General features: G+C 59.0%; 22 protein-coding genes. 6 read left to right on the forward strand and 16 right to left on the reverse strand.

All coding sequences use genetic code 11. The features are described 5' to 3' along the window. Positions 1 to 4: 4 nt before the first annotated feature. Together miaB and GSQ91_RS15110 are read left to right on the forward strand one after the other, a co-directional pair. Positions 5 to 1,381 carry a tRNA (N6-isopentenyl adenosine(37)-C2)-methylthiotransferase MiaB gene (gene miaB / locus GSQ91_RS15105; protein ID WP_158822592.1) on the forward strand — a complete coding sequence of 459 codons (1,377 nt, stop codon included), beginning with the start codon at positions 5 to 7 and terminating at the stop codon, positions 1,379 to 1,381. 30 nt (positions 1,382 to 1,411) lie between these two features. Then, positions 1,412 to 1,948 carry a bifunctional nuclease family protein gene (locus GSQ91_RS15110; RefSeq protein WP_158822593.1) on the forward strand — a complete coding sequence of 179 codons (537 nt, stop codon included), beginning with the start codon at positions 1,412 to 1,414 and terminating at the stop codon, positions 1,946 to 1,948. A 6-nt stretch (positions 1,949 to 1,954) separates the two neighbouring features. Here GSQ91_RS15110 and GSQ91_RS15115 read toward each other — a convergent pair whose 3' ends face one another. The 3 genes from GSQ91_RS15115 to hpt form a co-directional block, all read right to left on the reverse strand. Continuing rightward, a complete protein-coding gene (locus tag GSQ91_RS15115; protein WP_254064607.1) occupies positions 1,955 to 3,049 on the reverse strand; it encodes a glycosyltransferase family 4 protein in 1,095 nt (364 codons plus the stop codon). A 30-nt stretch (positions 3,050 to 3,079) separates the two neighbouring features. Further along, positions 3,080 to 4,393: a 3-phosphoshikimate 1-carboxyvinyltransferase gene (aroA, locus tag GSQ91_RS15120; RefSeq protein ID WP_158822595.1), complete on the reverse strand. Its 1,314-nt coding sequence runs from the start codon at positions 4,391 to 4,393 to the stop codon at positions 3,080 to 3,082. Positions 4,394 to 4,494: 101 nt separating this feature from the next. After that, the gene (gene hpt / locus GSQ91_RS15125) at positions 4,495 to 5,058 is read right to left on the reverse strand and encodes a hypoxanthine phosphoribosyltransferase (RefSeq protein WP_158822596.1); all 564 of its coding nucleotides are present in this window, start codon (positions 5,056 to 5,058) and stop codon (positions 4,495 to 4,497) included. 38 nt (positions 5,059 to 5,096) lie between these two features. Between hpt and GSQ91_RS15130 the strand changes: the two genes are divergently transcribed. Further along, positions 5,097 to 6,044, forward strand: a complete 948-nt coding sequence (locus GSQ91_RS15130) for a prolipoprotein diacylglyceryl transferase (RefSeq protein WP_158822597.1) — start codon at positions 5,097 to 5,099, stop codon at positions 6,042 to 6,044. A 93-nt stretch (positions 6,045 to 6,137) separates the two neighbouring features. Here the strand turns inward: GSQ91_RS15130 and GSQ91_RS15135 are convergent, their stop codons facing one another. From GSQ91_RS15135 to ileS, 5 genes are read right to left on the reverse strand one after another with little or no spacing between them, the layout of a single operon-like run. Further along, a complete protein-coding gene (locus GSQ91_RS15135) occupies positions 6,138 to 6,848 on the reverse strand; it encodes a M48 family peptidase (protein ID WP_158822598.1) in 711 nt (236 codons plus the stop codon). A 31-nt stretch (positions 6,849 to 6,879) separates the two neighbouring features. After that, positions 6,880 to 8,223: a lipopolysaccharide assembly protein LapB gene (locus tag GSQ91_RS15140; protein WP_158822599.1), complete on the reverse strand. Its 1,344-nt coding sequence runs from the start codon at positions 8,221 to 8,223 to the stop codon at positions 6,880 to 6,882. After that, the gene (uvrA, locus tag GSQ91_RS15145; RefSeq protein ID WP_158822600.1) at positions 8,220 to 11,261 is read right to left on the reverse strand and encodes an excinuclease ABC subunit UvrA; all 3,042 of its coding nucleotides are present in this window, start codon (positions 11,259 to 11,261) and stop codon (positions 8,220 to 8,222) included. Before uvrA ends, GSQ91_RS15140 begins: the two co-directional genes overlap by 4 nt. 3 nt (positions 11,262 to 11,264) lie before the next feature. Beyond that, positions 11,265 to 11,768, reverse strand: a complete 504-nt coding sequence (gene lspA, locus GSQ91_RS15150) for a signal peptidase II (protein WP_158822601.1) — start codon at positions 11,766 to 11,768, stop codon at positions 11,265 to 11,267. Beyond that, a complete protein-coding gene (gene ileS, locus GSQ91_RS15155; RefSeq protein ID WP_158822602.1) occupies positions 11,768 to 14,644 on the reverse strand; it encodes an isoleucine--tRNA ligase in 2,877 nt (958 codons plus the stop codon). Before ileS ends, lspA begins: the two co-directional genes overlap by 1 nt. Before the next feature lie 255 nt (positions 14,645 to 14,899). Between ileS and GSQ91_RS15160 the strand changes: the two genes are divergently transcribed. After that, entirely contained in the window at positions 14,900 to 15,874 is a 975-nt protein-coding gene (locus GSQ91_RS15160) for an energy transducer TonB (RefSeq protein WP_158822603.1), read from the forward strand. A gap of 73 nt (positions 15,875 to 15,947) precedes the next feature. Here GSQ91_RS15160 and GSQ91_RS15165 read toward each other — a convergent pair whose 3' ends face one another. After that, a complete protein-coding gene (locus GSQ91_RS15165) occupies positions 15,948 to 16,535 on the reverse strand; it encodes a class IV adenylate cyclase (RefSeq protein WP_158822604.1) in 588 nt (195 codons plus the stop codon). Positions 16,536 to 16,709: 174 nt separating this feature from the next. Here GSQ91_RS15165 and GSQ91_RS15170 point away from each other — a divergent pair, with 174 nt between their 5' ends. After that, positions 16,710 to 17,744 (forward strand): L-threonylcarbamoyladenylate synthase, encoded by a 1,035-nt coding sequence (locus tag GSQ91_RS15170; RefSeq protein WP_158822605.1) that lies wholly within the window; start codon positions 16,710 to 16,712, stop codon positions 17,742 to 17,744. A 3-nt stretch (positions 17,745 to 17,747) separates the two neighbouring features. On the opposite strand, the gene GSQ91_RS15175 is transcribed toward GSQ91_RS15170, so the two are convergent. The 7 genes from GSQ91_RS15175 to GSQ91_RS15205 all read right to left on the reverse strand — a co-directional run bounded on the left by GSQ91_RS15175 (position 17,748) and on the right by GSQ91_RS15205 (position 23,524). Beyond that, positions 17,748 to 18,140 carry an RNA chaperone Hfq gene (locus GSQ91_RS15175; RefSeq protein ID WP_158822606.1) on the reverse strand — a complete coding sequence of 131 codons (393 nt, stop codon included), beginning with the start codon at positions 18,138 to 18,140 and terminating at the stop codon, positions 17,748 to 17,750. Between the two features lie 168 nt (positions 18,141 to 18,308). Next, a complete protein-coding gene (locus GSQ91_RS15180) occupies positions 18,309 to 19,439 on the reverse strand; it encodes an ATP-binding protein (RefSeq protein ID WP_158822607.1) in 1,131 nt (376 codons plus the stop codon). 9 nt (positions 19,440 to 19,448) lie between these two features. Further along, entirely contained in the window at positions 19,449 to 20,894 is a 1,446-nt protein-coding gene (locus tag GSQ91_RS15185; RefSeq protein WP_158822608.1) for a cytochrome P450, read from the reverse strand. Then, positions 20,894 to 21,559, reverse strand: a complete 666-nt coding sequence (gene tmk, locus GSQ91_RS15190; protein ID WP_158822609.1) for a dTMP kinase — start codon at positions 21,557 to 21,559, stop codon at positions 20,894 to 20,896. Before tmk ends, GSQ91_RS15185 begins: the two co-directional genes overlap by 1 nt. A 27-nt stretch (positions 21,560 to 21,586) precedes the next feature. Beyond that, entirely contained in the window at positions 21,587 to 21,964 is a 378-nt protein-coding gene (locus GSQ91_RS15195) for a hypothetical protein (RefSeq protein WP_158822610.1), read from the reverse strand. A gap of 12 nt (positions 21,965 to 21,976) precedes the next feature. Beyond that, a complete protein-coding gene (gene lpxD, locus GSQ91_RS15200; protein ID WP_158822611.1) occupies positions 21,977 to 22,984 on the reverse strand; it encodes a UDP-3-O-(3-hydroxymyristoyl)glucosamine N-acyltransferase in 1,008 nt (335 codons plus the stop codon). 30 nt (positions 22,985 to 23,014) lie between these two features. Beyond that, complete coding sequence (locus GSQ91_RS15205; RefSeq protein ID WP_158822612.1) at positions 23,015 to 23,524, reverse strand: hypothetical protein; 510 nt, start codon at positions 23,522 to 23,524, stop codon at positions 23,015 to 23,017. A gap of 278 nt (positions 23,525 to 23,802) precedes the next feature. On the opposite strand from GSQ91_RS15205, the gene GSQ91_RS15210 reads away from it, so the two are divergent. After that, the gene (locus tag GSQ91_RS15210; RefSeq protein ID WP_158822613.1) at positions 23,803 to 25,590 is read left to right on the forward strand and encodes a CCA tRNA nucleotidyltransferase; all 1,788 of its coding nucleotides are present in this window, start codon (positions 23,803 to 23,805) and stop codon (positions 25,588 to 25,590) included. Positions 25,591 to 25,645 lie beyond the last annotated feature (55 nt).

The following is a 25,645-nucleotide window of genomic DNA, read 5'->3' on the forward strand; positions in this document are numbered from 1 at the left end:
CAGTTTGAAAACTTTCTACATCGAAACCTTTGGCTGTCAGATGAACGCGCACGACTCCGAGAAAGTTGTCGGCACACTGCTGCGCGAAGGCTACAGCCAGGTCGTCGACGAGGCTGACGCGGGCCTCATCCTCTACAACACCTGTTCCATCCGCGATAAGGCCGAGCAGAAGGTCTTCCACCGCCTGAACGAGTACAAGCGCATGCAGGGTGAAGGCAAGAAGTTTGCCGTCCTTGGCTGTGTCGCCCAGCAGGAGGGCAACAAGATCTTCGAGCGAGCGCCGTATGTCTCGCTGGTTGCCGGGTCAGCGTCCTATCGCAACCTGCCGGATATGCTCGCCCGCCTTGAGGCCGGCGAAACCCGCATCACCGGCCTGGACGATCGGCAGACCGACGAGACCTTCGACACCGAGTTCACCGCTCGCACCAACCCGCATCGCGGCTATATCACCATCATCGAAGGCTGCGACAAGTTCTGCTCCTACTGCGTGGTTCCGTACACGCGCGGCAAGGAACGTTCGCGAACCTCCGCGTCGGTACTGGCTGAAGCCCAGCGCATCGCGCAGATGGGTTTCACCGAGATTCAGCTGCTCGGCCAGAACGTCAATAGCTATCGCGATCCGAGCAGCAAACGCAGCTTTGCCGAGCTTCTGGCTGCCGTTGGCGAGGTCAATGGCATCAAGCGCGTGCGCTTCACTACCTCGCACCCGCGCGACTTCACAAAAGATATCGTGGACGCCATCGATGCCGTCCCGACACTTTGCGATCACGTTCATCTGCCCGTTCAATCGGGTTCTACCGACGTTCTGCGCGCCATGCAGCGTGACTACACGCGCGACTGGTATCTGGAGCGTATCGCCTGGACCAAAGCTGCCCAGCGCGATATCTCATTGACCTCCGACATCATCGTCGGCTTCCCGGGGGAGACAGACCGCGACTTCGAGGACACCATTACGCTGTTGGAAGGGGTCGGTTACGACGCGATCTACGGCTTCAAGTACTCGCCACGGCCGAATACGCCTGCGATCCACATGCACGACTCCATCTCCGAGGAAGTCAAGGTTCAGCGGCTGGCGATTCTGAACGCTCGCCAGCGCGAGATCCAGCGCGAAAACTATGGCCGCCACCTCGACCAGACTGTTGAAGTCATGGTGGAGCACGGCGCCAACTCGCGCGGCCAGATTACAGGGCGCTCTACCCAAAATAAGACGGTTAACTTCATGTGCGACACAACACCGCCGCCCGGAAGCTACATCGACGTGCGCATCACACAGGTCTTTCCCAGCTCGCTTGTCGGCGAAGCGATCTCGGTTCCCACAGCACCGTCAGCAGCGCTGATGGCACAACAGGCGCTGAATGCACGCCTGCCGGCAGTAAGCTGACAACTTCTGGAACGCTGTACACTGGCATTCATGCACCTGCCTGGCTTCAAACCCGAGCCCGACGCTCAAGAGACCTCGGAGTCTGACGTCGAGGTCCGTATTCGCGGGCTCATGATGGACCCCTCGACGAAGATGCCTATCGTCGTGCTCAACGATCTCAGCGGTGAGGTAGTGCTTCCTATTTGGGTCGGACTGTTTGAGGCCAACGCCATTGCGCTGGAGATCGAAAAGGCCACAACACCGCGACCGATGACGCACGATCTACTGCGCAATACCATCCACGGCCTGAATGCGCGGGTGACCCGTGTTGTCGTCGGCTCGCTGCGCGAGGACACCTTCCACGCAACCATTTGGATGGACCAGGGCGGGGAAGTCGTTGCGCTGGATGCGCGTCCCTCCGATGCCATTGCGCTAGCGCTACGCTCCGATTGCCCCATCTTTGTCAGCAGGCAGCTGCTGGAGCATGCTCGAATCGCCTCGGGAGGGTCGACCTCGCTCGCACCTGACGATCTCCGTCGCTGGTTGGAAAATCTGAACGACGATGAGATGGGCCGCTACAAGATGTAGCCTGTCCTAAAGCCAATTACAAAGAGTTGCCACGCGCTCTGCCCATGTGTCCTCAGTTGGGAGCGGTGGCAGCGGAACGTTGAGCTGTATCCCTTCGACAACTCTGTCGATAGCCCCTCGAAGTCCCGGCAGCATACCTTCTTCGCCGCCTTCGATGACTGTAGCCCACGGCGTCGTACCCAAAATATCGCTTACGCCAGACTCGCGATGCAGCAGCACCGGTAACCCGCGCTGCAACGCTTCAATCGCGGGGATGCCGTACCCTTGAACGGCTGGCATAAGAAACAGGTGAGCCTGGGCATAGATCTGTTGCAGCTCGGCGTCGCTTACATAGCCCCAAAAGTGGACACGATCCTTCAACCCGAGTTCGGACGCGAGCGCCTGCATAGCTTCTATCTGTGAACCTCGTCCGGCAATATCAAGCATCCAATCCAAGCGGGCAGACAAAGGTACAGCATCCCGTTCCAACGCTGCCAAAGCGCGTAGTATCCAGTCGATTCGCTTGTTGGCTTCGATGCGCGATACGCTCAACAACCGCAGGGTGTTGCTCACCGGTCGCAAGCGAAAGGCCTCAGGATCGCTCAGCCCTCCCATGCGCGCAATATCGGCTTCGACGCCAAAGACGCGTCTCGTCTCATCCCGAAGATATTCGCTGGTAACGATGGTGTGCCCACCGCTGCGCAGGCCGCGTGCAGCGATCTTGTCCGAAATCCAGCGTGCGAGGCGACGTTTCGCCGTGAGCGTGTTCGGATCTTCAAAGAGGCTCGGAGTGTCGTGCATCAGGCAGTGGAAGCCGCGCATCCCCGCGAGCGAGGCATGCAGCGCCGGTTGAAAGCCCGACATCAGAGGTGCAGGCGCTTTGGGGCGCGAGGAGAAGTAGCGGCGCAACGCGGCTACTTTTTTTGTGGCACGCATCTGGGGCTTGAACTGTACAACTTCTATGGGATGGTCCGCATGCGCGGCCATGTCGATGTGATCGACATAGGTAACGAAGTGATGTGGAAGGTCGTGCTGCATCAGCCAGCGCGATAGCGCAAGGACGCTGCGTTCCGCGCCTCCCATCGCCTCAATCTCCGTCAGGACGATGGCACGCGAGTTCATCGATATCTCCCGGCTCATCGTCCTCCCCCTCTAACGAACGGCTAACTCATCGAGATAGGTAAAGAACTCCGGAAACGAGATGCTCGCTGCCTCCGCACCGTGAATCTCCGTCTCTCCTTCAGCCCGCAGTGCCGCGATGGAGAAGGCCATTGCGATGCGATGGTCCTGGCCGGAGTCGACCACACCACCGCGCAAACGCTGGCCGCCGGGGATATCCATCCCATCCTCATGCTCCGTGACCTCAGCGCCCATCGCGCGAAGATTCTTGACGACAAGGGCGATGCGGTCCGACTCCTTCACGCGCAGCTCCTTCGCATCACGGATGCGGATGCCGTCCTTCGTATAGGGCCCTATGGCGGCGATGACAGGGAGTTCGTCGATCAACTGTGCGGAAAGAGAACCCGAAATATCGACTCCCTTCAGGCCCGCGTGTCCGCGATTCACCTGGATAGTTCCAGCCATCTCTCCATACTGCTCCTGCACGTCCAGCACCTTGATGGTGCCGCCCAGTGAGGTGATGACATCCAGCAGCGCCGAGCGTGTCGGATTCATGCCCAGCGCGTCGAGCACGAGATTGGAGTCCTCAAAGAGCAGTGCTGCACACAGAAAGAATGCAGCTGAAGACATATCGCCCGGCACCGTTGCGTCGATGGCCTGTAGCTGTTGGCCGCCGCGGATAAACACACGCTCTTCGCGCCGTTCGAGCTCCGCACCGAAGGCTCGCAACGCATGCTCGGTGTGATCACGAGTGCGCACAGACTCGGCAAACGACGTAACCCCCTGCGCCTGCAGGCCCGCGAACAGCACAGCCGTCTTGACCTGCGCACTGGCGATCGGGGCCTCAAAATCAATAGCCTTCAGGGCCGCACCGTGAACGGTCATCGGCGCGTGGCCTTCGGTCAGCTCGATACGCGCGCCCATAGCCTCCAGAGGCTTGCGAATGCGCTCCATCGGCCGCACCGTCAAAGACTCATCGCCGACAAACCTGTACACACCCTGCTGTGGGGCAACGAGTCCCGCGAGCATGCGCATCGTCGAGCCGGAGTTGCCGCAATCGAGATCGTGCTTCGGCTGATGCAGCACGCCGCCCGTACCGGTTACAGAAATGGCCCGGTCTTCGAGAGAGACCTTCGCTCCCATGCCCTTCATGCAGGCCAGTGAGCTGTGCGGATCGGCCCCTGTGGAAAAGTTCGTCAGCCGCGAGGTTCCGCTGGCGAATCCGGCGAGCATGGCGTAGCGATGCGAGATCGATTTATCGCCAGGCAGGGTAAGGGAACCGCGCAGGCTGCGCGCCGGACGAACGATCTGAGTCGTAGAGGCTGAAGCGTGTGATGCAGAAGACATATGCTTCTATCTTAGAGCAGCAAGGAAACAGGAATCAGCAAACAGGAAACAGGAAAAGCGAAAGTTTGCCGTTCCTGTTTCCTGTTTCATGCTTCCTGTTTTTAGTGCCCGGGAGGGGTCTCCGGCATCAGGCGAATGTCTTCCACGCCGCGATAGCGCTCGGCATAGTCCATGCCATAGCCGATCACAAAGCGGTTGGGGATCTTGAAGCACACGTAGTCGGCTTCGATGGGCACCAGGCGACGCTCAGGCTTGTCCAGGCAGGTGGCGATCTTCAGGGAGGCAGGCTTGTGCTGCAGCATCAGGCCGCGCAGGTAGCTCAAGGTCAGGCCGGTATCGAGGATGTCCTCGACCAGAATGACGTGCTTGCCTTCAATGGGGTTATCAATGTCCTTGATCAGCTTGACGGCGCCTGACGACACGCGCGCACGGCCATAGCTGGAGACAGCAACGAAATCGAAGGTATTGTCCACTTCGATAGACCTTGCGAGGTCGGCGAGAAAGATGGCGGCGCCCTTGAGCACCCCAATAAGCACAATCGATTGTCCGGCATACTCTTCGGAGATTTCCTTGCCCAGCGCGTGTACGCGCTCAGCTATCTGTTCTTTGGAGAAGAGGATATCCATGGTTCCAGGGGACACAAACTCGGGCACATTCGTAGACATGGGCGTAGGTTAGCGCGAAAGCACGCTGAGGAAAACATGTGACTATCTCCAGCTTGACGCTATCCGAACAAGGCTCCGGCGCTCCTCCCGATATACTCGAAGGAGACATGTACCCTTTTATCAATATTGGATCCCTGCACATCGGGACGTTTGGGCTGCTCCTTTGGCTGGCGGCCGTCTGTGCCACTGTGGTGTTGCATAAGAACTTCATTCGCAACGGCGTAGACGCCGATGCGCTCACGATCGTTGCTGTCGTCACACTCTCCGGCGTGTTTGGCGCAAAGGCCTGGCACGAGCTGCAGAATCCGCGCGAGCTCGTCCTCGCCTGGCGTCAGATCATGCTCCCGGGATGGCATCATCCTCTAGGTATTATTTTCGGCTTCCTGCGTTGGTTCCAGGCGGGTTTTGCCTGGTTCGGAGGCTTGCTGGCCGGTGTGGCCATGCTGATCTATCAAGGCCATCTCGCCAGGCCGAACGGACTTCGCGGACTTCGCGCAGGCCTGAGGTTGATGGACTTTGCTGCCCCGGCGGCAGCCATCGGTTACGGCGTTGGCCGCATCGGCTGCCTGACCTCGGGAGATGGAGACTATGGCATCAACACCACGTTGCCGTGGGGTGTCCATATGGCCTGGAACGCCCTGGTTCCAACGAATCCGCCGGATGCCCTGGTACAGCCAACCCCGGTCTATGAGTTGCTGTTTTCACTGGCCATCGGCTGGTGGCTGTGGAAGCAGGCCTCGAAGCCTCGTCCTCTTGGCTTCCTCACAGGGGAGTATCTCGTTCTCAGCGGAATCGGTCGTTTCCTGGTGGAGTTCGTCCGCATCAACCCGAAGCTCTACTTCGGGCACACCATGTCGAATGCGCAGCTCGCAGCGCTCGGAACCATCGTAGTGGGTGCTCTCCTCATGTTTGCGACACGCAACAACGAAGCGATTGTGTCCACGCCGTTGCCGAAAAAGGTTCAGGCCAGTCCGGCAGAGGCCTGAAGCGGATACCGCTAGGTTCCTAATTTGGAGGTCGCCATGGATTCCGTCGCGACCTCCGCGAAACCTCTGCGATCTCTGCGTTAAGGATTTTCTCTACAACCGCTTCAGATACTCACGCGCCAGCTCAAGCTCCGGAAACAGCCGTTCCTCAGCCTGAAACTCCTTGGAGTGCACACAGCGCCGTCCCGCACGCACCCGCACGGGATGCTTCAGGTGCAGCATCTCGTGGTACAGCAGGTATTCGATGGCGTAGCGTGGCGTCCCGGGCCTATCGAAGACACGGCTGACGACGATGGTGTTGTGCGCGGCGTCGTAGTGGCCGAGCATCCGCTTGGCGACATGCGCGCTCCACGTCAGGGTAGGGCGTCCCAACAGGCCGTGGAAGAAGCGCAGATTAACCGCCTCAAAGACCTCGTCAAGATTGTAGAGATGTCCCTGCGCCGTGCTGATACGCTTGCGTCCGCGGTCCTGCCGGATACGCTCCGCCTGTTTGGATACTGCTTCCGACTGCGTATAGCGGCGGTAGCGGTCGGCATAGATCGGTGCGATCGGCTTCCGGTACAGCTTGGCCAGCAGAATGTGCGCAATGGCATGGTGTATCGGCTCGGGCGCATACACCAGCAGGTCGGAGAGCCGGACAATCAACTTCCCGTCGCGCAGCCGAATCGTTGTATTCAGACTGGTAAAGCGACGAAACTTGATCTCCAGCAACGGCATAGGAGCCCGTGGACGAAGCTCACGATACTCCTGCTCGAAGATCGAGATGAGTTCGGACGAAACAGTTGGCAGAGCGGTAACAGACACGGCTTTCGTCAGCCTAACACGCTTGTCGGCGCTACTTCATATTCTGCAGAGCTACCAGACGATGGCGTGCCTGGAACTCCTGATCGGGAAACTTGCCATCGGCTACCGCAAGAAACGCGCGGTAGGCCTTTACAGCCTCTTTCGTCTCACGCAGGGTGTCATGGGCGGTTGCTTCCAGGAAAAGGGAAGATGGTGAGTTGGGCAGAACCGTTGCGCGTGACGCGAGCGCCTGCAAGGTAGTATGTGGATCGTGGTTCTTCGAAGCTACAAACGCAAGATGTCCGGCCGCTTCGGCCCACTCTTCATCGCTGTCAAAGTCCGAGCGCATCGCAACCGCCTTCACCAGCAGCGGCTGAGCGTCGGCATAATGCTGTTCCTTGATGAAGGCATCGGCGAGATCGTCCAGCAGCGCCGGGTCGTCCTGATTGTCCGCGATCAAAGCCTTGTAGAGCTTCTCGCTCTCCGGGTATTGGCCGTTCATGCCGTATAGCCGGGCGAGCAGTATCGTTGTGTTGTCATCATTGGCTAATTGAGGATCGGACGCGCGCATTTGCTCTACCAGCGGAATCGCCTGTTGCGCTTTGTCTTCGGAGGCATAGGCTGACGCCAGCTGTGCTACGAGGCGCGGGTCATTGGGATGCGCCTTCAGGGCTTCGGCCAGAATCGGCTCGGCTTCCTGCTGTTTCTTGTCTTGTACCAAAGCATGCGCAAGCCCGGCGATGGCGTCGACATTCTGCGGATCGGCAGCAAGGGCACGACGATATGCCGCCTCGGAGTCGGCATCGTCCCCTAACTGGGCAGCTAGGTCAGCCGACATCATGATGTCGTTGGGGGTTTCACCCGTCAGCTTCACCGCAGCCAGTAATTCATCGCTGGCCAGAGCCGAATGTGGCGGATCACTGGCAGCATCCATGGTTGCCAGGGCTCGCAGCGCACGACCGCGTAGCTCAGGTGTCGCCGACGTTAGCGCGGCTGCACCCTGCAACTCCTGATGCGCCTTCTGAAAGCGGTTAGCACGCGCATCCAGAAGTCCCAGAGCCACTCGAGGCTCGCCCAGCGTCGCATCCGCGGCTATGGCGCTGGCATAGGCCTGTGCTGCGGCGTCTTCTTCGCCGGTTCGCTCTTCCGCAAAGCCAAGATCGTAGAGCACGCGCCCATCCTTAGGACGCTCCGTCGCCAGTACCTTGAGTTTGGCTTCGGCATTCTTGTAGTCCTGGTGTTCGAGCGCCGTCTCCGCCTCCTGAATGCGCCCGCTCGCGGCATCCGCTTGTGAGGGTGCGTCGGCTGCATGAGTCCCGGCCGGAAGTTGTTGCGCCTGGGCTGTACCCAATACCACGCAAAACGCTACTGCAAAGCGTACCGAAGGTCGAATCATGCTTTCTCGTTTCCGTCGCCCAGCACTGTTGCGAGCCACTTTCCTGTGTGCGAACCCTTCACCCTGGCAATCTCCTCGGGGGTACCTGTCGCGACCACCTGTCCTCCACCCGAACCGCCCTCCGGCCCCATGTCGATCACCCAGTCCGCATTCTTGATGACATCGAGATTATGCTCGATGACCAGCAACGATCCACCGCCATCGATCAGCTTGCGAAACGCGGCTAGCAACGTGGCTACATCTTCGAAGTGCAGGCCAGTCGTCGGCTCGTCGAGAATGTAGAGAACGCGGCTCGCCGCTCGCTTGGCTTCGCCTTTGACGCTCCCCGCACCCCCGGAGGCACCAGAACGTGCCGATGCCAGATGCTGCGCCAGCTTCACGCGCTGGGCCTCACCGCCGCTGAGCGTCGTCGCACTTTGACCAAGCCGCACATAGCCCAACCCAATCTCATCAAGCACAGCCAGCTTATCGACGATCTTGGGATTGCCTGCGAAGTACCCAAGCGCCTCCCTCACCGTCATGCCGAGCACATCGTGAATATTCTTGCCCTTGTATTTGACCTCAAGCAGAGAAGCCTTGTAACGCGTGCCGTTGCACTCCTCGCAGGGAAGCTCGACATCGGCCAGGAACTGCATCTCGACCGTGACTGTGCCGTCACCCTCGCAGACGTCGCAGCGTCCGCCAGGCACGTTGAAGGAGAACGACCCCGCTGACAAGCCTTTGCGTTTTGAATCCGGCTGCGCCGCGAAGAGTTCGCGAATGGCATCGAAGGCTTTGATATACGTCACTGGGTTCGAGCGTGGCGTCCGTCCGATCGGCGACTGATCTACCAGAACGACGTCGTTCAAATACTGCACGCCCGAAAGCTCACGATACAGGTTCGCCAGGCTGGATGAATTTGAAAGCCCACTGCCTTCGCCCTGGCCCAACGCCTGCATCAGTGCTTGGTACAGCACCTGATGCACAATGGTCGACTTTCCTGAGCCTGAGACACCTGTCACGCAGCACAGGAGACCTAGCGGGACCTCCAGATCGACGCCGCGCAGGTTATGAATGCGTGCGCCCTTCAACACGAGCTTCTCTCGGCCTGGTTCGCGGCGCAGCTTCGGTATCGCAATCTTCGCGCGGCCGCTCAAATACTTGCCCGTCAGCGATGCAGGGTTCTCACGAACCTCCGCAACCGTTCCCGCAGCCAGCAGCCGGCCGCCTAATTCTCCGGCTCCCGGTCCGAGATCAAGCAGGTAGTCGGCTGCGCGAATCACATCAGGATCGTGCTCTACCACCAGGATCGTGTTGCCGAGATCGCGGAGCTCTTCCATGATCGTCACCAGCTTCGCGGTATCGCGTGCATGCAAGCCGATCGAAGGCTCGTCGAGCACATACAGCGCGCCGACCAGCCGTGAGCCCAGGCTCGTCGCCAGTTGAATGCGCTGCGATTCACCACCGCTCAACGTGGAACTCAGTCGATCGAGCGTCAGGTATTCAAGTCCCACCTGCTCGAGAAAGTGCACACGCTGCCGCACCTCTTCGAGGATCTTTCCGGCGATCTCGGTCTGTGCCGGAGTAAGCGTCAGCGTGTCGAAGAAATCTTCAGCCGCTGTGATCGTCAGCGAGCTGACCTCGCAGATGTTTCGGCCTTCCAGCAACACGGCGCGAGCTTCAGCGCGCAGCCGCTGGCCTCGGCAGTCGGGGCAGGTCGCGTAGCCGCGATACTTCGACAGGAAGACACGCACATGCAGCTTGTACTTCTTGCGTTCGAGCTCGGCAAAGAAGCCGCGAATGCCGGGCCAGCTGCCTTGTCCGTCTTCGATAAAGCGCTGCTGCGCCTCTGTCAGGTCATACCAGGGAACATCGATTGGAACCCCGGCAGTCTTTGCCGCACGCTTCATCTCTCCGTGGAGCGCGCGATACTTCGGCTTGGTCCATGGATCGACGGCGCCCTGATCGAGCGTCTTCGACTTGTCGGGAATGATGAGGCCTGGGTCGAAGTCGATGGTGTTGCCAAAACCCTGGCAGCGCGGGCAAGCGCCAAACGGATTGTTGAAGCTGAACAGCCTCGGCTCCGGTTCGCGATAGGCGCGATGACAGGTGGAGCACTCAAACGCGGCTGAAAACCGCAGAGATTCAGCTCGTTCGGATTCCTCTCGTGGAACCGTCCGAAAGACGATCTCGCCTGCCTCGCGATAGCCGGTCTCGATCGCGTCGACCAGACGGCTGCGTATATCGCTGGAGAGCGCAAGCCTGTCCGTGAGGACGTAGATAGGCCGCGTCTCGGGTGCTGCAAAGTCGAGTTCGAGCAAGGACTCGGGGGTAGAAAACTCAACGATACGGCCCGCATCGTTACCCTCTGCCGAAGCCTGCCACAGCCTGTTGTAACCGCGCCGGCGAAGCTCGCCCAGCCGCTCCTTGATCGCGTCGGTCACATTGACCGCAACAGGCGCGGCTTCTTTCTTCGCTTTGGCGCTTTGCTTGGGAGCCTTCTTCGCGGGCGCGGCAACAACCGCTTCGGCATCCACGGACGGTCCCTGCATCGGCTCAAATTTGATCTCGCGCCGCACGACAGGGAAGAGGGCATAGACGCGCGTACCCTCGGGTTGTGCGAGCACTCGGGCCACGATCTCATCGACGGTGTCGTGGCGAACGATACCGCCGCAGTGCAGGCAGGTTACTGTTCCACAGCGGGCGTAGAGCAGGCGCAGATAGTCGTAGATCTCGGTGGCAGTCGCAACGGTCGAACGCGGATTGCGCGTCTGGTTCTTCTGCTTGATTGCAATCGCCGGCGCGAGGCCATCCATGTGATCGACATCGGGCTTCTCGATGCGCTCCAGAAACTGCCGCGCGTACGCCGACAGGCTCTCGACATAGCGGCGCTGGCCTTCGGCATACACCGTGTCGAACGCGAGCGAAGATTTCCCCGAACCTGAAACGCCACTGACCACCGTCAGTGAGTTGTGCGGTATATCGACATCTATGCTCTTCAGATTGTGTGTTCGCGCGCCGCGAATCACGATCTTGTCGTTGACTGTTGGTGTTGCCATAGATCAGTTTGCCTTCTGCGGTCGCAAGATCTCAAGCAGCAACAGGCACGCGCCTACCACGATCGCTGAATCGGCCACATTGAAATCTGGCCAGTGATAGTGAACGATGCGGACCTCGAGAAAATCCACAACGTGAGCGTAACGAATACGGTCGTAGAGGTTCCCGGTGGCACCACCGAGGATTAGCGCCAACGCAAACGCCGTAAGGGTAAAGGCACGTCCCATGCGCCACAAAAGCACGATGACAACCAGGATCGCGAGAACAGAAAAACCGACGAGCATGTTCCGCACCAACAGCGGAGACTTGATGCTTTCAAACAGGCTGAAAGCCGCGCCCGTATTCAACACATGCGTCAACCGAAAGACCCTAGGGATAACCACGATCGCATGGCCTGCCTTGATATGCGCCACGATCCAGAGCTTTGACAAGCGATCGAGAACAATCACAATCGCCGCAATCACAAACATCAGCCAGCGCCAATCGCGCCCTGCACTACGAGCCGCCATTACGCTGCCTCTTCTTTCATGGGTGGAAATCCAATTGCTTCAAGCGCTTCAGCACAGCGCGTGCATACCGCAGGCCAGCGGGCATCGGCACCCACATCGGGAACCACACGCCAGCAGCGGCCACACTTGCTGCCTTCGGCAACGGTGGCGCGTATCAGAAATGCGGAGCTCTCGTTCGTCGCTCCCACAACCTGCACGCTCGCCTGCGAAACATTGAAGAACTCTGCCAAAGCCGTCTCGTATTTCACCAGCAGTGCAGCGTCCGCGGAGCCCTCTGTCGCAATCACCTGTATGCTCGCCTCGAGCGACTTGCCGATAGTCTTCGACAGTCTTAAAGCTTCGAGTTCGATCATCACGGTCGAGCGAATGGCCAGCAGCCGCTCCCAATCGTCTTCCAGACCGGAGACGGTGCCAGGAACAATCTCCTGCATGGCAGGGAACAGCGCCAGATGAACACTGGCCGCACGATCCTCGACCTTCGGCAGATGCTCCCAGACCTCATCGGCGGTAAATGAAAGGATTGGCGCGATGAGCCGCGTCAAAGCTTCAGCGATACGCCACTGGGCAGTCTGCGCACTCCGTCGCGCAGGGCTGTTCGGCGCCAGCGTATATAGCCGGTCTTTGATCACATCCAGATAAAGCGCACTCAGGTCGGTATTGATGAACTCATTCAGTGCCTGATACGCCCGATGGAATTCAAAGTCGTCATAGGCATTGCGGATCTTCGCGTCGAGTTCCGCTGTGCGTGCCAGGATGTACTGGTCGAGCGGCTGCAGCGCTGCCCACTCCACCGCGTCCTTCGCAGGCTCGAAGTCGGACAGGTTGGAAAGCAGGAAGCGCAGCGTGTTGCGCAGCTTGCGATAGTTCTCGCTTACGCGCTGCATGATGTTTTCGCTGGCGACTACGTCTTCGCGGAAGTCGACGCTCGCGACCCACAGACGAATGATCTCGCCACCGAGCCGCTTGGCCACATCTACCGGATCGACGCCGTTGCCCAGAGACTTCGAGAGAGCACTTCCGTCTTCCCCGAGCGTCCAGCCAATGGTGGTGGCCCTGCGGAAAGGCGACATGTCGCGCAGCCCTACAGCGTTGAGAAGGGACGACTGGAACCATCCGCGGTGCTGGTCTCCGCCTTCAGCGTAGAGGTCGCATGGAAACGCCAGCTCAGGCTCATGTTCGAGCACTGCCTTCCAGCTCGAGCCGCTCTCGAACCACACATCGAGAATGTCCATCTCCTTGCGGAACTGCATGATCGCATTGCAGTTCCGGCAAGTCGTTCCAACCGGGAGCAACTGGTCGACCGAGCGTGTATACCAGGCATCGGCGCCTTCGCGTGTAAATACCTTGACCACGCTCGCGTTGATCTTTGGGTCATTCAGCGGCTCGTGGCATTTTTCGCACAGAAACACGGCGATGGGCACGCCCCAAATGCGTTGCCGCGAGATGCACCAGTCGGGCCGTGTCGCGATCATGTTGGAGATACGCTCTTCGCCCCATGCCGGGTCCCACGTGACGCGCTTGACCTCTTCCAGCGTGCGTTCACGGAACGTCGTGCCTTCTCCTGGCGAGAGTACGGGCGTCTCCATGCGGATGAACCACTGCTCCGTAGCGCGGAAGATCAGCGGGTTGTGGCAACGCCAGCAGTGCGGATACTTGTGCTCCAGGTTGTGACGGCCCATCAGCGCGTTCTTTGTCGCCAGCAACTCGATGATAGGAGCGTTGGCTTTATGCACATACAGGCCGTCGTACTCCGGCAAACCGTTGCGCAGTTTGCCCTGGGCATCGACATCGCAGGTCAACCGCAGATCGTAACGCTGGCCTGTGGCGAAATCATCCGGCCCATGCGCTGGAGCGGTATGCACCGCACCCGTTCCTTGCTCGATGGTGACATAGTCCGCGTTGACCCCAAGAATCTCGCGATCAAGAAAGGGATGCGCGAAGGTCACACGGTCGAGCTTCGATCCGGGGAAGCTGGCAATCTCAACCGCCGCCTTCAGGTCGCCGATGAGGTTGCAGGCCTCGCGGACCTGCTGAACCAGCTCCTTGGCGACGATATATACAACAGCACCATCTTCGAGAGCGACGTACTCAATCTCAGGATTGAACGCGACTGCCATGGACGCAGGCATCGTCCACGGTGTCGTCGTCCAGATGATGGTGTAAACCTCTTTGCCCGCAAGCCGAGAATCGATCTTTTCCGGATCACTCGTCAGCTTGTAGCGCACATAGATGCTGGGCGAGGTGTGCATCTCGTACTCCACCTCAGCCTCAGCCAGCGCCGTGTGGTCGTGCGAACACCAGTAGACCGGCTTCAGCCCTTTGTAGACGAAACCTTTTTCGTAAAATCCGTAGAATGTCTCAAGGATGCTGGCTTCATAGGGGAAGTCCATGGTGGCATAGGGTTTATCCCAACGCCCGAAGACGCCCAGCCGCTTGAACTGCGAGCGCTGCAGGTCGATAAACTTCGCCGCATACTCGCGGCAGGCCCTGCGGACCGTTACGGCATCCATCTGCAGCTTCTTGCCGCCCAGCTTCTCGTCAACCTTGATCTCGATCGGCAGGCCGTGGCAGTCCCAGCCGGGAACATACGGAGCATCGAAGCCCGCCATCGTCTTGGTCTTTACGACGAAGTCTTTGATGCACTTATTGAGCGCATGGCCCAGGTGAATCGCACCATTGGCGTAGGGAGGGCCATCGTGCAGGATGTACTTGGGCGACCCCTTACGGGCGGCCCGGATCTTCGCATACAGGTCACTGGCATCCCACTGTGCCAGCCGTGTTGGCTCATTCTGTGGCAGGTTCGCCTTCATGGCGAACTCTGTCTTGGGCAGGTTGAGCGTGCTCTTCAAGGTCTTCGCTTCAGGAACTTCCGGCATCCAGCTCTCCATCATTCGCGCATTCCGAGGCAACCACAGAACAGAACCGTGGAACCCAAGGCGCAAACCCTTATTGTAAAGTCAGAAGAGGGTGGTTATCTCAGACGAGACCTCTTGCCGTTACTTTGCGTCTAAAAGAGAGCACGAACGGGAACAGAGTTTGTAGAATGATTCCCGGAGCACAGAACACCTTTTCGGTGCGGTGTGGCTGACCGCAGTACAGCACGCTATCACTTCAGTTCTCGTTTGTTATCTATGGCCGATACCCACATCCTCCCCCCCGATGACCCACAACACGTTGCTGCGGCGTTTCGTCCAGCCGATGAAGAGCCGCATATTACCGGCGAGATTCAGGAAGAGGGTGTCTTTACCTCCCTCTGGTCCAGCTTTCGCGACGTGTTTTTCCCGGTCAAACTCCCTCCGCTGGTCTTGGAGTCCACGCCGATTGCCGTGCCGGACCCCATGGCGACCAAGCGCAGCCCAGCCTCGACCGCATTTGCGGTGGGCCTTCATGTGCTCGTTATCTTGTTGATTGTGTTCCTGATAGCACATCATGTTCAGGTTGCGCAGCCGGTAAAAAAGACCATGGTGTTGACCGATGTGATCCCACCGCCTCCCCCTGTCGCGCCGAAACAGACCGCGATCGGTGGCGGTGGCGGGCAGCACGATCTCGCTCCGGTCACGCAGGGGCATCTGCCCAAGCTGGCTCAGCAGCAGATCGTTCCTCCCAAAGCTCCGCCGACGATCGCTCCTAAACTTGCCATCGAACCGACCGTCGTCGTCCAGCCGGACCTGAAGATGGCCAACAACACGATGCCGAACATCGGCGCGCCCAACTCGTCCCTCAAGGGCTTCTCGATGGGGAACGGCAACGGCACAGGCATTGGTTCAGGCAACGGGAGTGGTATCGGACCTGGTTCCGGTGGCAATACCGGCGGCGGGGTGATGCATGTCGGCGGCGCAGTAAAGCCTCCCGTGCCGATCTTTACCCCCGATCCTGAGTTCTCGGAGGAGGCCCGCAAGGCCAAATTCTCCGGCAACGTCGAGGTCTATCTGTGGGTCGACGAGCAGGGAAACCCCTCGCATATCAAGGTCGCTCGTGGGGTAGGCATGGGATTGGATGAGAAAGCCGTCGAGGCTGTTCGCCAGTACAAGTTCAAACCCGCGATGCAGAATGGCAAACCCGTTAAGGTCGATCTCTATATCGAAGTAAACTTCCAGATCTTCTAAAGGCAGGAAACAGGAAGTAGGAAACAGCAAACAGCGCTGTTATTCCTACTTCCTGTTTGCTGTTTCCTGCTCTTTAATGCGCTGCCAGCGCGTCTGCTTCCGCAAAGGTCAGATTCGCAGCGGGACTGCCCGTCGCGGCTTTCCACTCCGTGAAGAGCGTGCCATAGCTTGCGGTTGAGCAGGATTCCGGGGCAACACCCAGTTGCTTCAGCATGGCGTCAATCCAGGCCGGCTCACCTTCCAGTTCGGCCCACACGCCAATTGGCGTTTCGTCGAGCACAAGATGCCCGCCGTTTTCAGCGACCCACTCGGTTCGGTACTTCTCATAACGAAACACCGGAACGAAGCCCAGTTGGGTGAAGATCTCTGCAAGCGCTTCGGCGTCTTCAACGATGCTCTCGGTTTCGATCCGCGTCTTGTAGCGTGCTCCCGCGTCGACATCCGTCGCCTGTCGTTTGTGCGTCACAGTGCTGCGTGTGCCGTACTGTCGTAGCCGCAGAAGCTGTTTGCTCGCGCGCAATCGGCGCTCTGGCGTGTCGTAGAGGGTATTGCTTTCGAAGGTGCGTTCTGTCTCGAGCCGAAAGCCTAGTTCGCTCGCCAGAGACCGGAACGTCCGCTCATCCGTCACAGGAAACTTCAGTTCGATTTCCGCACCGTGCATGCGGCAAGTATACGTTCGACAGACGCCTCTCTCCTCTTTTTTGCAACTGAGATAACTCTCCGCATGTCTTTTCCTGAGGAAAAACGGTGCGAATGCCCCGAGGCTCTGGATATACCTGGGAAAAGAACGGTATAGAGGAACTGCCTCAGGCCCGATACGATAACAAGAGCCCTCATGCCGACGACGCTTCATCTCGACGCGGGAAAACTCGAAGATATCTCTCGTGCCGCCGATCTCCTGCGTTCCGGCGGAACGGTCGCCTTCGCCACGGAGACGGTCTACGGCCTCGGCGCCAATGCGCTCTCCGAAACTGCTGTGGCAAAGATCTTCGAGGCCAAACAACGTCCTTCATGGGACCCGCTGATCGTGCACCTCGCGTCGCCAGCCGAGATCGGTTCCATCACCAGCGTAGAGGGGGAACTGAAGCGTCGCGTAGAGCTCCTTGCCGCGTCCTTCTGGCCCGGCCCGCTAACGCTCCTGCTGCCACGCAATATGTCCGTACCGAGCGTCGTCACCGCAGGCCGTCCGCTTGTAGGGGTTCGTGTTCCGTCACATCCTGCGGCCCTCGCCCTGCTGCGAGCCGTCGCGCTGCCGATTGCTGCGCCTAGTGCTAACACCTTTGGACACACCAGTCCCACCACCGCAGCCCATGTCCTCGCCGATCTTGCTGGCCGCATCGATGCTGTACTCGATGCCGGTCCCACGACGGTGGGCCTGGAATCTACCGTGCTCGATCCGGCTCAGACGCCGATGATGCTCTATCGTCCTGGCGCCGTTACGGCAGAACAGATCACTGCCGCTACCGGCGTAGCTGTCGAAGTCTTCCGCCCGTCAGAAGCATCTACAGGCCTGCCACAGGAATCGTTGCCATCTCCAGGCGTCGGCATCCGCCACTACGCCCCGCGAGCTCGTCTGGTGCTCGTCGAAGGCTCTGAGCAAGCACTGAATCAGTCGCTGCGCGACATGCTCGCCAAAGGGACAAAACAGATCGGCGTTCTTCTGCCCAGCGACTGGCATCTCGATGAGTTAGTTTTGGTTGAACCGTGGGCTGCTTGGAACGATCACGTCGCGCTGGCAGCGGCGCTCTTTGCCGGTTTACGCGCGCTCGATGATCGCGGCGTCAACCTCATTCTCTGCCCGATGCCGCCATCTGGCGGTCTCAATGACGCCATTCGCGATCGGCTTGAGAAAGCCGCCAGGCCGTCCTGAAGCTTACTTCATAACGCTTTTGCCAGCTGCAGCTTCGCTGGCTTTGTACATGTACTTGATGCCGGTTTTGTAGATCATTACCCGCCGCCGTCCAGCCTTTAACTTCACAACACACTTGTCATACCACTCGATGACACCGTTGATCTCTTCGCCGTCTTCGAGCACCACAGTCATCTCTGTGTGCTGCTGTACCTGTTTCTGAAAGTAGAAGACCTCAGCATGTGAACTCTCTGGAACGGTGTGGGTCTCAGACATCGCGTGGGTCAACGGATCATCGTTGTGCAACGTATCGCGCCGGCGGTCGCTGGCGGGTAGATGGGGTCGAACCAGCTTGCGTGTTCCATTGAAGGCATTTGCATCAGCCTTGCGTGCGATCTCGGTCAATTCGTTCAACATCCTCTCCGCTCCAAGGCCTTCCGCCGCCTGAAGAGGCGTGAGGAGGCATATCTCATGTACGGCTGATGACCGTCCAAAATAACGTTGTAGTGCAAGCGTTGCAAAAGAGACGCTCTGCGACAGCGATTGGTTGCTAGAAAACTGCACAGGCGATGCAGAACCGTTCTATTACCGGGCAGCGGTTCCAAGTTCTGCTGCAAACGCATCCAGGCTCAGGCTTCGCAGCAGATTTCGCCGCAGTCCGCTCTGCACCGCATCCAGGCCTCGAACAGCCGCTTCAAGCCATGCAAAATCAACGCTCTCGGCGAACTGCCGCAATTCTTTGTCGATATCTGCATTTCGCACCCGATCGGGAGCGCCACCCTGCAACAGCAGGATGTCCTCCAGTACGCTCGCCAATGCCCGCAAAAGCGCTGTCGTCTTCGCCTGTCCCTCAGCCCCAGCGCGGTAGGTCTCGGTCATACGGAACAGTACAGAATGATCTCCAGACTGCATGGCACTGCGCAGGATTACCAGAGCATCCGCACGCGCAGTAACGTACTCGGCAAGATTGAACCCCAGTGCGCGTCCAACCGCACCCTCGCTCAACCGCGCCAGCAACGCACGCTCCGTCTTGTTGCTCTCTGGCCGAAGCCGCGTCAGCAGAGCTTCGATCTCTTCCGACGGAAGCGCTCCCAGCCGCACAACAGCGCAGCGTGACCGGATCGTCGGGAGCAACTCGCCAAGATTCTCCGCCAGAATCAGAATGTGTACATAGGTCGGCGGCTCTTCCAGAACCTTCAGCAGGGAATTCGCCGCCTCCTTCATGAACGCAGCTGAAGTGATGACAAAGACCTTCGCCGGAGCCTCGGAAGGTGTGCGCTGGGAGCGCCCGATCAGCGTTCTTACTTGTCCCAGCTTGATGAGCAACTGCGGTGGATCCGGCGGCAGAATCAATACATCCGGATGCGTCTGCACGAGTACACGCGTGTCTTTTTTGTCGGTCTCGCGCATCTCTTCGCGCGCAGCAACCGCCTCTTCGACCTTCGTCTCAAGCTCCGCGCTCTCCGCGATGCGGGTGCAGTTCCGGCAGATACTGCAGAAGCTTGCCAACGAACGGCCATCGGCTGCAATCTCACGAGGCTGTCGCTCGCACTGCAGCGCCATCGTCAGCATGAGTGCAAGGGTGTATTTGCCCGCTCCGCGCGGTCCGGCCACAATCATCGAGTGCGGCAGCCGCCCGGCTGCAATCGCCGCACGCAGGCTTTCGACCGTCGATGGATTGCCGAGAAACTCCGCGAAGCTGGAAGGAAGTGCCATCTCCTCAGCCTATCGCACCCGGCTCATGGGGTCTTGCTCACCCCGTGGAAACCGCGCGCGCGGGATCATCATCATGGGAAATTTGGGCCGCAACGTGATCTTTGCCTGGGCCACAACGGGATAGCGCGGTACAAACTCCAGTCGCCACTTTTGCGCAATGGTCGCTAGAGAAAATACTCCCTCCATCCACGCAAAGCTTTCTCCGATGCATTGCCGCCGACCGCCACCAAACGGAAAATAGACGAATCGTGGCCGTTCCGCCTTCGCTTCCGGGGTATGACGTTCAGGCCGAAATGCTTCCGGTTCCTCCCAAAACTCAGCAGAGCGGTGCAGGACATACTGGCTGAAGAAAAAATGCGCTCCCGGAGGAATCCTGTACTCGCCAAGTTCAACAGCCTTCGTCGATCTTCGTCCCATCGCCCAGGCAGGCGGGTAGAGTCGCATGGACTCCGCAAAGACCATCTCCGTAAAGCGCAGGTTGGGGTAATCCTGCAGCGTTGCAGCGCGGCCGCCAAGTACCTCATCGACCTCTGCCTCCATGCGAGCGGCGGCGTCGGGATTCTGGCTCAGCAGATACCAGGTCCAACTCAACGCATTGGCAACGGTTTCATATCCGGCAAGAAAGATCGTCAGCGTCTCATCCCGGAGTTGCTTATCGCTCATCCCGTCGGGATCGCCTTCAGCAGCCGCCTCGTCCCGCGCAGCTACCAGCTCCGAAAGCAGATCGCCTCGGCTTTCCAGCTCTTCTCGCGACAACGCTCTGCGACTGGCGATCATTCGCTCAACGATCACATCCAACCGTGCCCTGGAGCGGCGAAACTTCATGACACCTGGAATCGGCCAGTGCAGTACGCTCTCTAGTTTTGGAAAGGCAACAAGGTAGTTGTAGAGTCCCATGATCGTATTGACCTCGTCGGCTACGGACAGGACCTCTGGCGTTACCTCTGTATCGAACAGAGTCCGCGCCACGATACGCAGGCTGAGCTGCATCATCGCATCGGCAACGTCGAACTCCACGTCTTTCGTCCACGCTTCACGCGTAGCAGCCGCGCTGGCGGTAATTTGTTCGGCATAGCCTGCAATGCGTTGACGATGAAAGGCCGGCGCTGCTATTCGCCGCTGTCGCATATGGATCGGATCGTCGGATGTGATCAGTCCTTCACCCAGCAGAATCTTCATCCGCTGCAGCGTTCGTTCCTTGATGAAGCTGCCCGCCTGGTTGATGAGGATCTCCTGAATCCAGGCAGGATCATTCACAAAGACGATCAAGGTTCCCATAAACCGGTAGTGCGCGATCGGTCCGAAGGTCTTGTGCAAGTGCTCGAACAGAGGAATGGGCTCGCCAAAACTAACCCAGGCTCGCCGCATATAGAAGGGAAGCACCTTGCGCAGGCCGGGGGGCAGACGCCAACCGCCCACCTCCTTCGCCTGAACGTAGTCACCCTTTTCAGACATTAATCTGCCATGCGTTCGTGAACGATTGTAAGGATGCGTTCTGCGATAGCTTCAATGCTGGCCTCGTCTTCAATCGCAACCACTCGTGTCGAGTCTCGCCGTGCAATCTCGCGGTACTGCTCATAGACTCGCCCATAAAATTCGTCGCCTTCGCGTTCGAAGCGACTTTCATCTGTGCCGCGAGTTTTGGTATGGCGTTCATTGCGGCGTCTCGCCCGGATCAAGGAGCCTTCCAGTGGCGGCAGCAGAAGAATCGTCAGGCCAGGCTGGAAACCATTGCAGACCGCTGCGTGCATCGCCCGCACTCGCTCGCTTCCCAGGCCTCGGCCTGCGCCTTGATAGGCCTCGGAAGAGTCCGTATAGCGGTCGCAGAGAACGACTGCGCCTTCCGCCAGCGCAGGATGAATTACATGCTCGAGCGATTGCGCGCGATCGGCGAACATCAGCGCCATCTCGGCTGCCGGAGCAATCCCGCCTAGCTCGGCTTCCGTGCGCGAGTCCAGCAGGACGCCGCGGATGCGGTCGCCCAGGGGCGTTCCACCCGGCTGACGCAATGTAACGATGCGCAAACCCTCTGCCTCTAGTGCTGTTGCTAAACGACGTAGCTGAGTCGTTTTTCCCGACCCATCAAGACCCTCGAACGTAATGAAAAAACCTCGGCTCACGAAGCTGAGTCTACTGCACGAGGTGGCCTACCGCACTGGATGGATATTCACATCCCAGCTAGCGCTGCTGGAAGTCAGGGTCACGAGCAGGCGACCCTCTGCGCCCTCCTGCAGCGACGGTCCGGCAACGGTATGGTCGTGATGCGTCGCATCCGTCCACAGCACCTTTGTGGAGCCACTGCCTAGCACTTTGAACCGGTAGTGAAAGTCCGCACCATCCGCCAACGATTGCGTCCCAAAGCTCGCGCTCGGATAGTCCACTTCGACCACCGAAACCGGCCCTCCGGTGGAGTTATGCACGGTGGCTTCTATGTAGGCTGAGTGGCATCCTGCAAGGAGCAGCAGAGAGGACGCGACGAAGGTCAGGCCCAGAAACCGATGGCCGAAGAGAGTTGCTGACTTCATCCTGCAAGCCTATCAGCGCTCGCGTAACTTCCGCAGCAGCTCCGGCAGGCGGTTCACTGCCGCAACGGTACGAAGCCATGCCCGGTTGTCCATCGCTGGGTATCCGCTCACAACAGCTCCCGGTGCAACATCCGAGGGGATTCCGCTCTGAGCCGTTGCAATGGCGCCATCGCCTACCGTCAGATGCCCGGCAACGCCCACCTGGCCTGCAAGGATGACGTTTTTGCCCACCGTCGTTGATCCCGCCAGACCTACCTGCGAGCAGAGCAGGGTATTTTCTCCCACGGTCGAACCATGGCCAACCTGCACCAGGTTGTCGACCTTCGCTCCGCGTGCAATTCGTGTCTCACCGATGGAGGCGCGGTCGATGCAGGCATTGGCCTGTACCTCGACGGCGTCTTCCAGTACGGCAGGTCCCGACTGCACAATCTTGACCCAGCGCCGGGTCGAATCCTTCGCGAACCCGAATCCATCAGCCCCGATGATCGCGCCGTTCTGGAGCACAACGTCGTCGCCTAACCGGCAGCCCTCGCGAACGACTGCATGCGCGTGCGCAAAGAACCGGTCTCCAATCGTTACGCCCGGATAGAGCACGACGTGGGGAAGCACTACAGCATCATCGCCCACGACGCAGCTGGCCGAGATCACGACGTAAGCACCGACATGCGCTCCAGAGCCAATCCTGGCGCTGGGATCGATTACGGCTGTCGGATGAATGCCCGGCGCATATACCGGCGGCTGATAGAACACTTCAATGGCCCGGGCAAAGGCCAGATAGGGGTTTTTGACCCGCAGAGTGGGCACGCCGATAGCCGCGAACTCGGGTTCCACGATGACTGCCGCAGCTCGGGTCGAGCGGGCCAATCCCGCATACTTCGGATTGGCGACAAAGGTCACGTGGCTAGAGCTGGCGTCTTCTATGCCTGCTACGCCCGTGATCTCCACGTCACCCAGCGTTTCCTGCCCATCGCCCGTTACTAGTTCCGCACCAAGGCGCTCTGCCAAGTCCTTCAGCTTCATGCTCGCGATTGTATCGAAGGTGGGACGGCTCTACTCGTCGAAGAGTTGGGTCTGGATGGTGGCCGAAGCGCGCTGTATGGTCTTCTGTTTGGGCGTGGAGCCGATAAAACCCAGCACCTGAACGGAAACGAGTGCTGCACGCGGAACGAAGATGCGCTGCGTGTTCGATCTGGCATCGGGAGGTGAAATGGAGAGCCCGCGGTCGTCCAGAAGGGACTCGATAAACCCGAGATCGAAGTTCGCTAAGCCTTCAAGGACATCGTTATCTCGAAATCCGAGCTTTAACCAGAGGCCATCGCTACGGGGTCTGCTCAGAAAGCTGCGGCGTCCAATCTGCTCAGGATCGACTGCCTGATCGAGATTGAAGTCCTTCACGTACGCGATGGTTTTGATCTGGGTTAGAAGAAGAGGGATGACACGACCGGCAGGGTCGAGGACCTCGACCGTCTCGCCTGCAACAAAACCGCTCTGCGGCAGATATCCCCAGGTGAGCGAGCCATCAAACTGACGAACCACGGTTTTCTTCTGCGCGATTGCCATAGGCGGTATTGCTGGTTGGTCGGATTGTCGCATAAGCGCTGCAAACGGACAAAAACGTGGCGTCTTCCAGCAGCGCTAATAGCTGATCGACGTGAAAGGAGGATGACCCGTTTACGAAACGTTGCAAAAGTAGTGCAAAAAACTGGTAAAAGTAATATTGCTCGTGTACAATCTAGCTTTGCGTCGAGCCTCCGGGGCTCTCCAAATAGTTGATTCGCCGCAAGTTACACCACGGTTCAGAAGCGCCTCAGAACCGTCCGGAGCGAGAGCACAAACCGATGGCTGACTACATCTATCTGCTGCAAACCCGATTGACAGGCGCACAACGACAAGCACTGACAAAGGTACGTGACGCCGCGCGTGCGCATGGCATGACCGTCTTTCTCGTTGGAGGGGCCGTTCGCGACCTCACCAGCGGTTCACCGATCCGCGATCTTGATGTCACGGTTCAAGGAAATGCGCTAAAGCTAAGAAAAGACTTGCAGCATGCTGGCGGTACGCTAGTCGGCGAGTCCGACCTGATGCAGGCCCTTTACTTCACGTTTCCGGGGGGTATCCGTATTGAGGTCGGTTCGACTCTGTCCGTCTCCTTCCCGAAGCCAGGCAAGCCGGTGGTTAGGCCAGCCACCATTCTTGACGACCTGCGCCGCCGCGACTTTACCGCGAATGCCATGGCCATCTCACTGAATGAGGGGTCTTACGGTCTGTTGATGGATCCGCTCAACGGCGTCGCCGACATCGATAACCGCGAGTTGCGGCTGGTATCCAACTACGGATTTATCGAAGACCCGGCCCGCATGATCCGGGCAGCCCGATTTGGCGCACGTCTGGGCTGGCACATGGAAGAGAAGACCCAGCAGCGTTACGACACGGGCAAGACCGAAGGCTATATCTCTGCCTTGGGCGACACCGAGCGCGGTTATGAGACGGAGGAGATCTTTCACGAAGAGGACCCGCTCCGCGTGCTGCGCCGTTTGGAATCTGAGGGTTGGAACAAATTCCTGTTCCCGGCATGGACCTCGGCAAAGGCCAATGAGGCTGAACTGAACCGCCTCCGCGATACCGTCGGCCAGCTCGAGTCGATGGGCATCCATCCTGATCCCTCGGCTGCATACTTCCCGTTGTTGACCGCAAAGCTTGCGCCCAAGGAAGTCGATGCTCTCAAAAAGAGCTTCGCGCGGCCGGGATTCGTCGAGCAGATCGCGGCGCTTGATGGGGAGACGAAGACTTTTGCCGCGCAGTTTACGAGCAAGGCTGCAGCTGCTCCGTCCGACGCCTGGAAGATGCTGCTATCTGCGGTGCCCGAACAGGTGCTGTGGCTGGCTCACACTGCCAAGGGTTCTTCGGTCCAGGCACGCTTCAAGGCTTTCTTTGAAGAATGGCCGCAAGCTCGTCAGCGCATTCCTTATCAGCTGATGCAGGAGATGCGCATTACTCCCGACCTGCCGGGCTACAATGACCTACTCGAGGAGCTCTTCTTTGCCATCATGGATGGCAAGCTCGACACCCCTGAGACGGCGAAGGCCTATCTGGAGCCGTTCTCTCCTCCAGCACCTCCGCCGCCGGTACATGTGCGCCGCCGCGCGGTAAAGCGCGAGACGAAGCCACCCAAGTCGCGCAGCAAGAAGGCGGCAGTCAGCTCGGATGATTCCGTCGATACAGAAGCTGAGACCACAGCCGTCGCTACAAAAGACTCGGCGGCTGTTCCGGCAAAGGGAAAGCCCCTGGCTCCGAAAGTCGAAGCTCCGAAGGCTGCAGCTGCCAAGGCTCCGAGCAAAGCTCCGGCGAAGAAGGTTGAAGCTAAAGCTGTCGTCGCTAAAAAAGCTGTCTCGAAGTCCGTTCCTGCTAAGAAAGCGGTCAAGACGGCTTCGAAGCCGGCCGCCAAGACCTCCAAGCCCAAACCGAAGGCCGTGAAAGCTCCTGCTAAGAAGGTGGTCAAAGCTCCAGTAAAGAAGGTCGCGCCGAAGAAGGCAGCCCCCAAGCCAAAAGCCAAGACTCCTGTGAAAGCCAAGGTTCCGGTGCGGAAGGCTCCTGCTAAGGCTGCGAAGAAAAAGTCTCGGCGCTAAACGAGTAGCTATCAAGGGAAAGACCGACAGGAGAATGCCTGCGGACATTTTTGTC

The organism is Granulicella sp. S156, assembly GCF_009766105.1.
Classification (GTDB): domain Bacteria; phylum Acidobacteriota; class Terriglobia; order Terriglobales; family Acidobacteriaceae; genus Granulicella.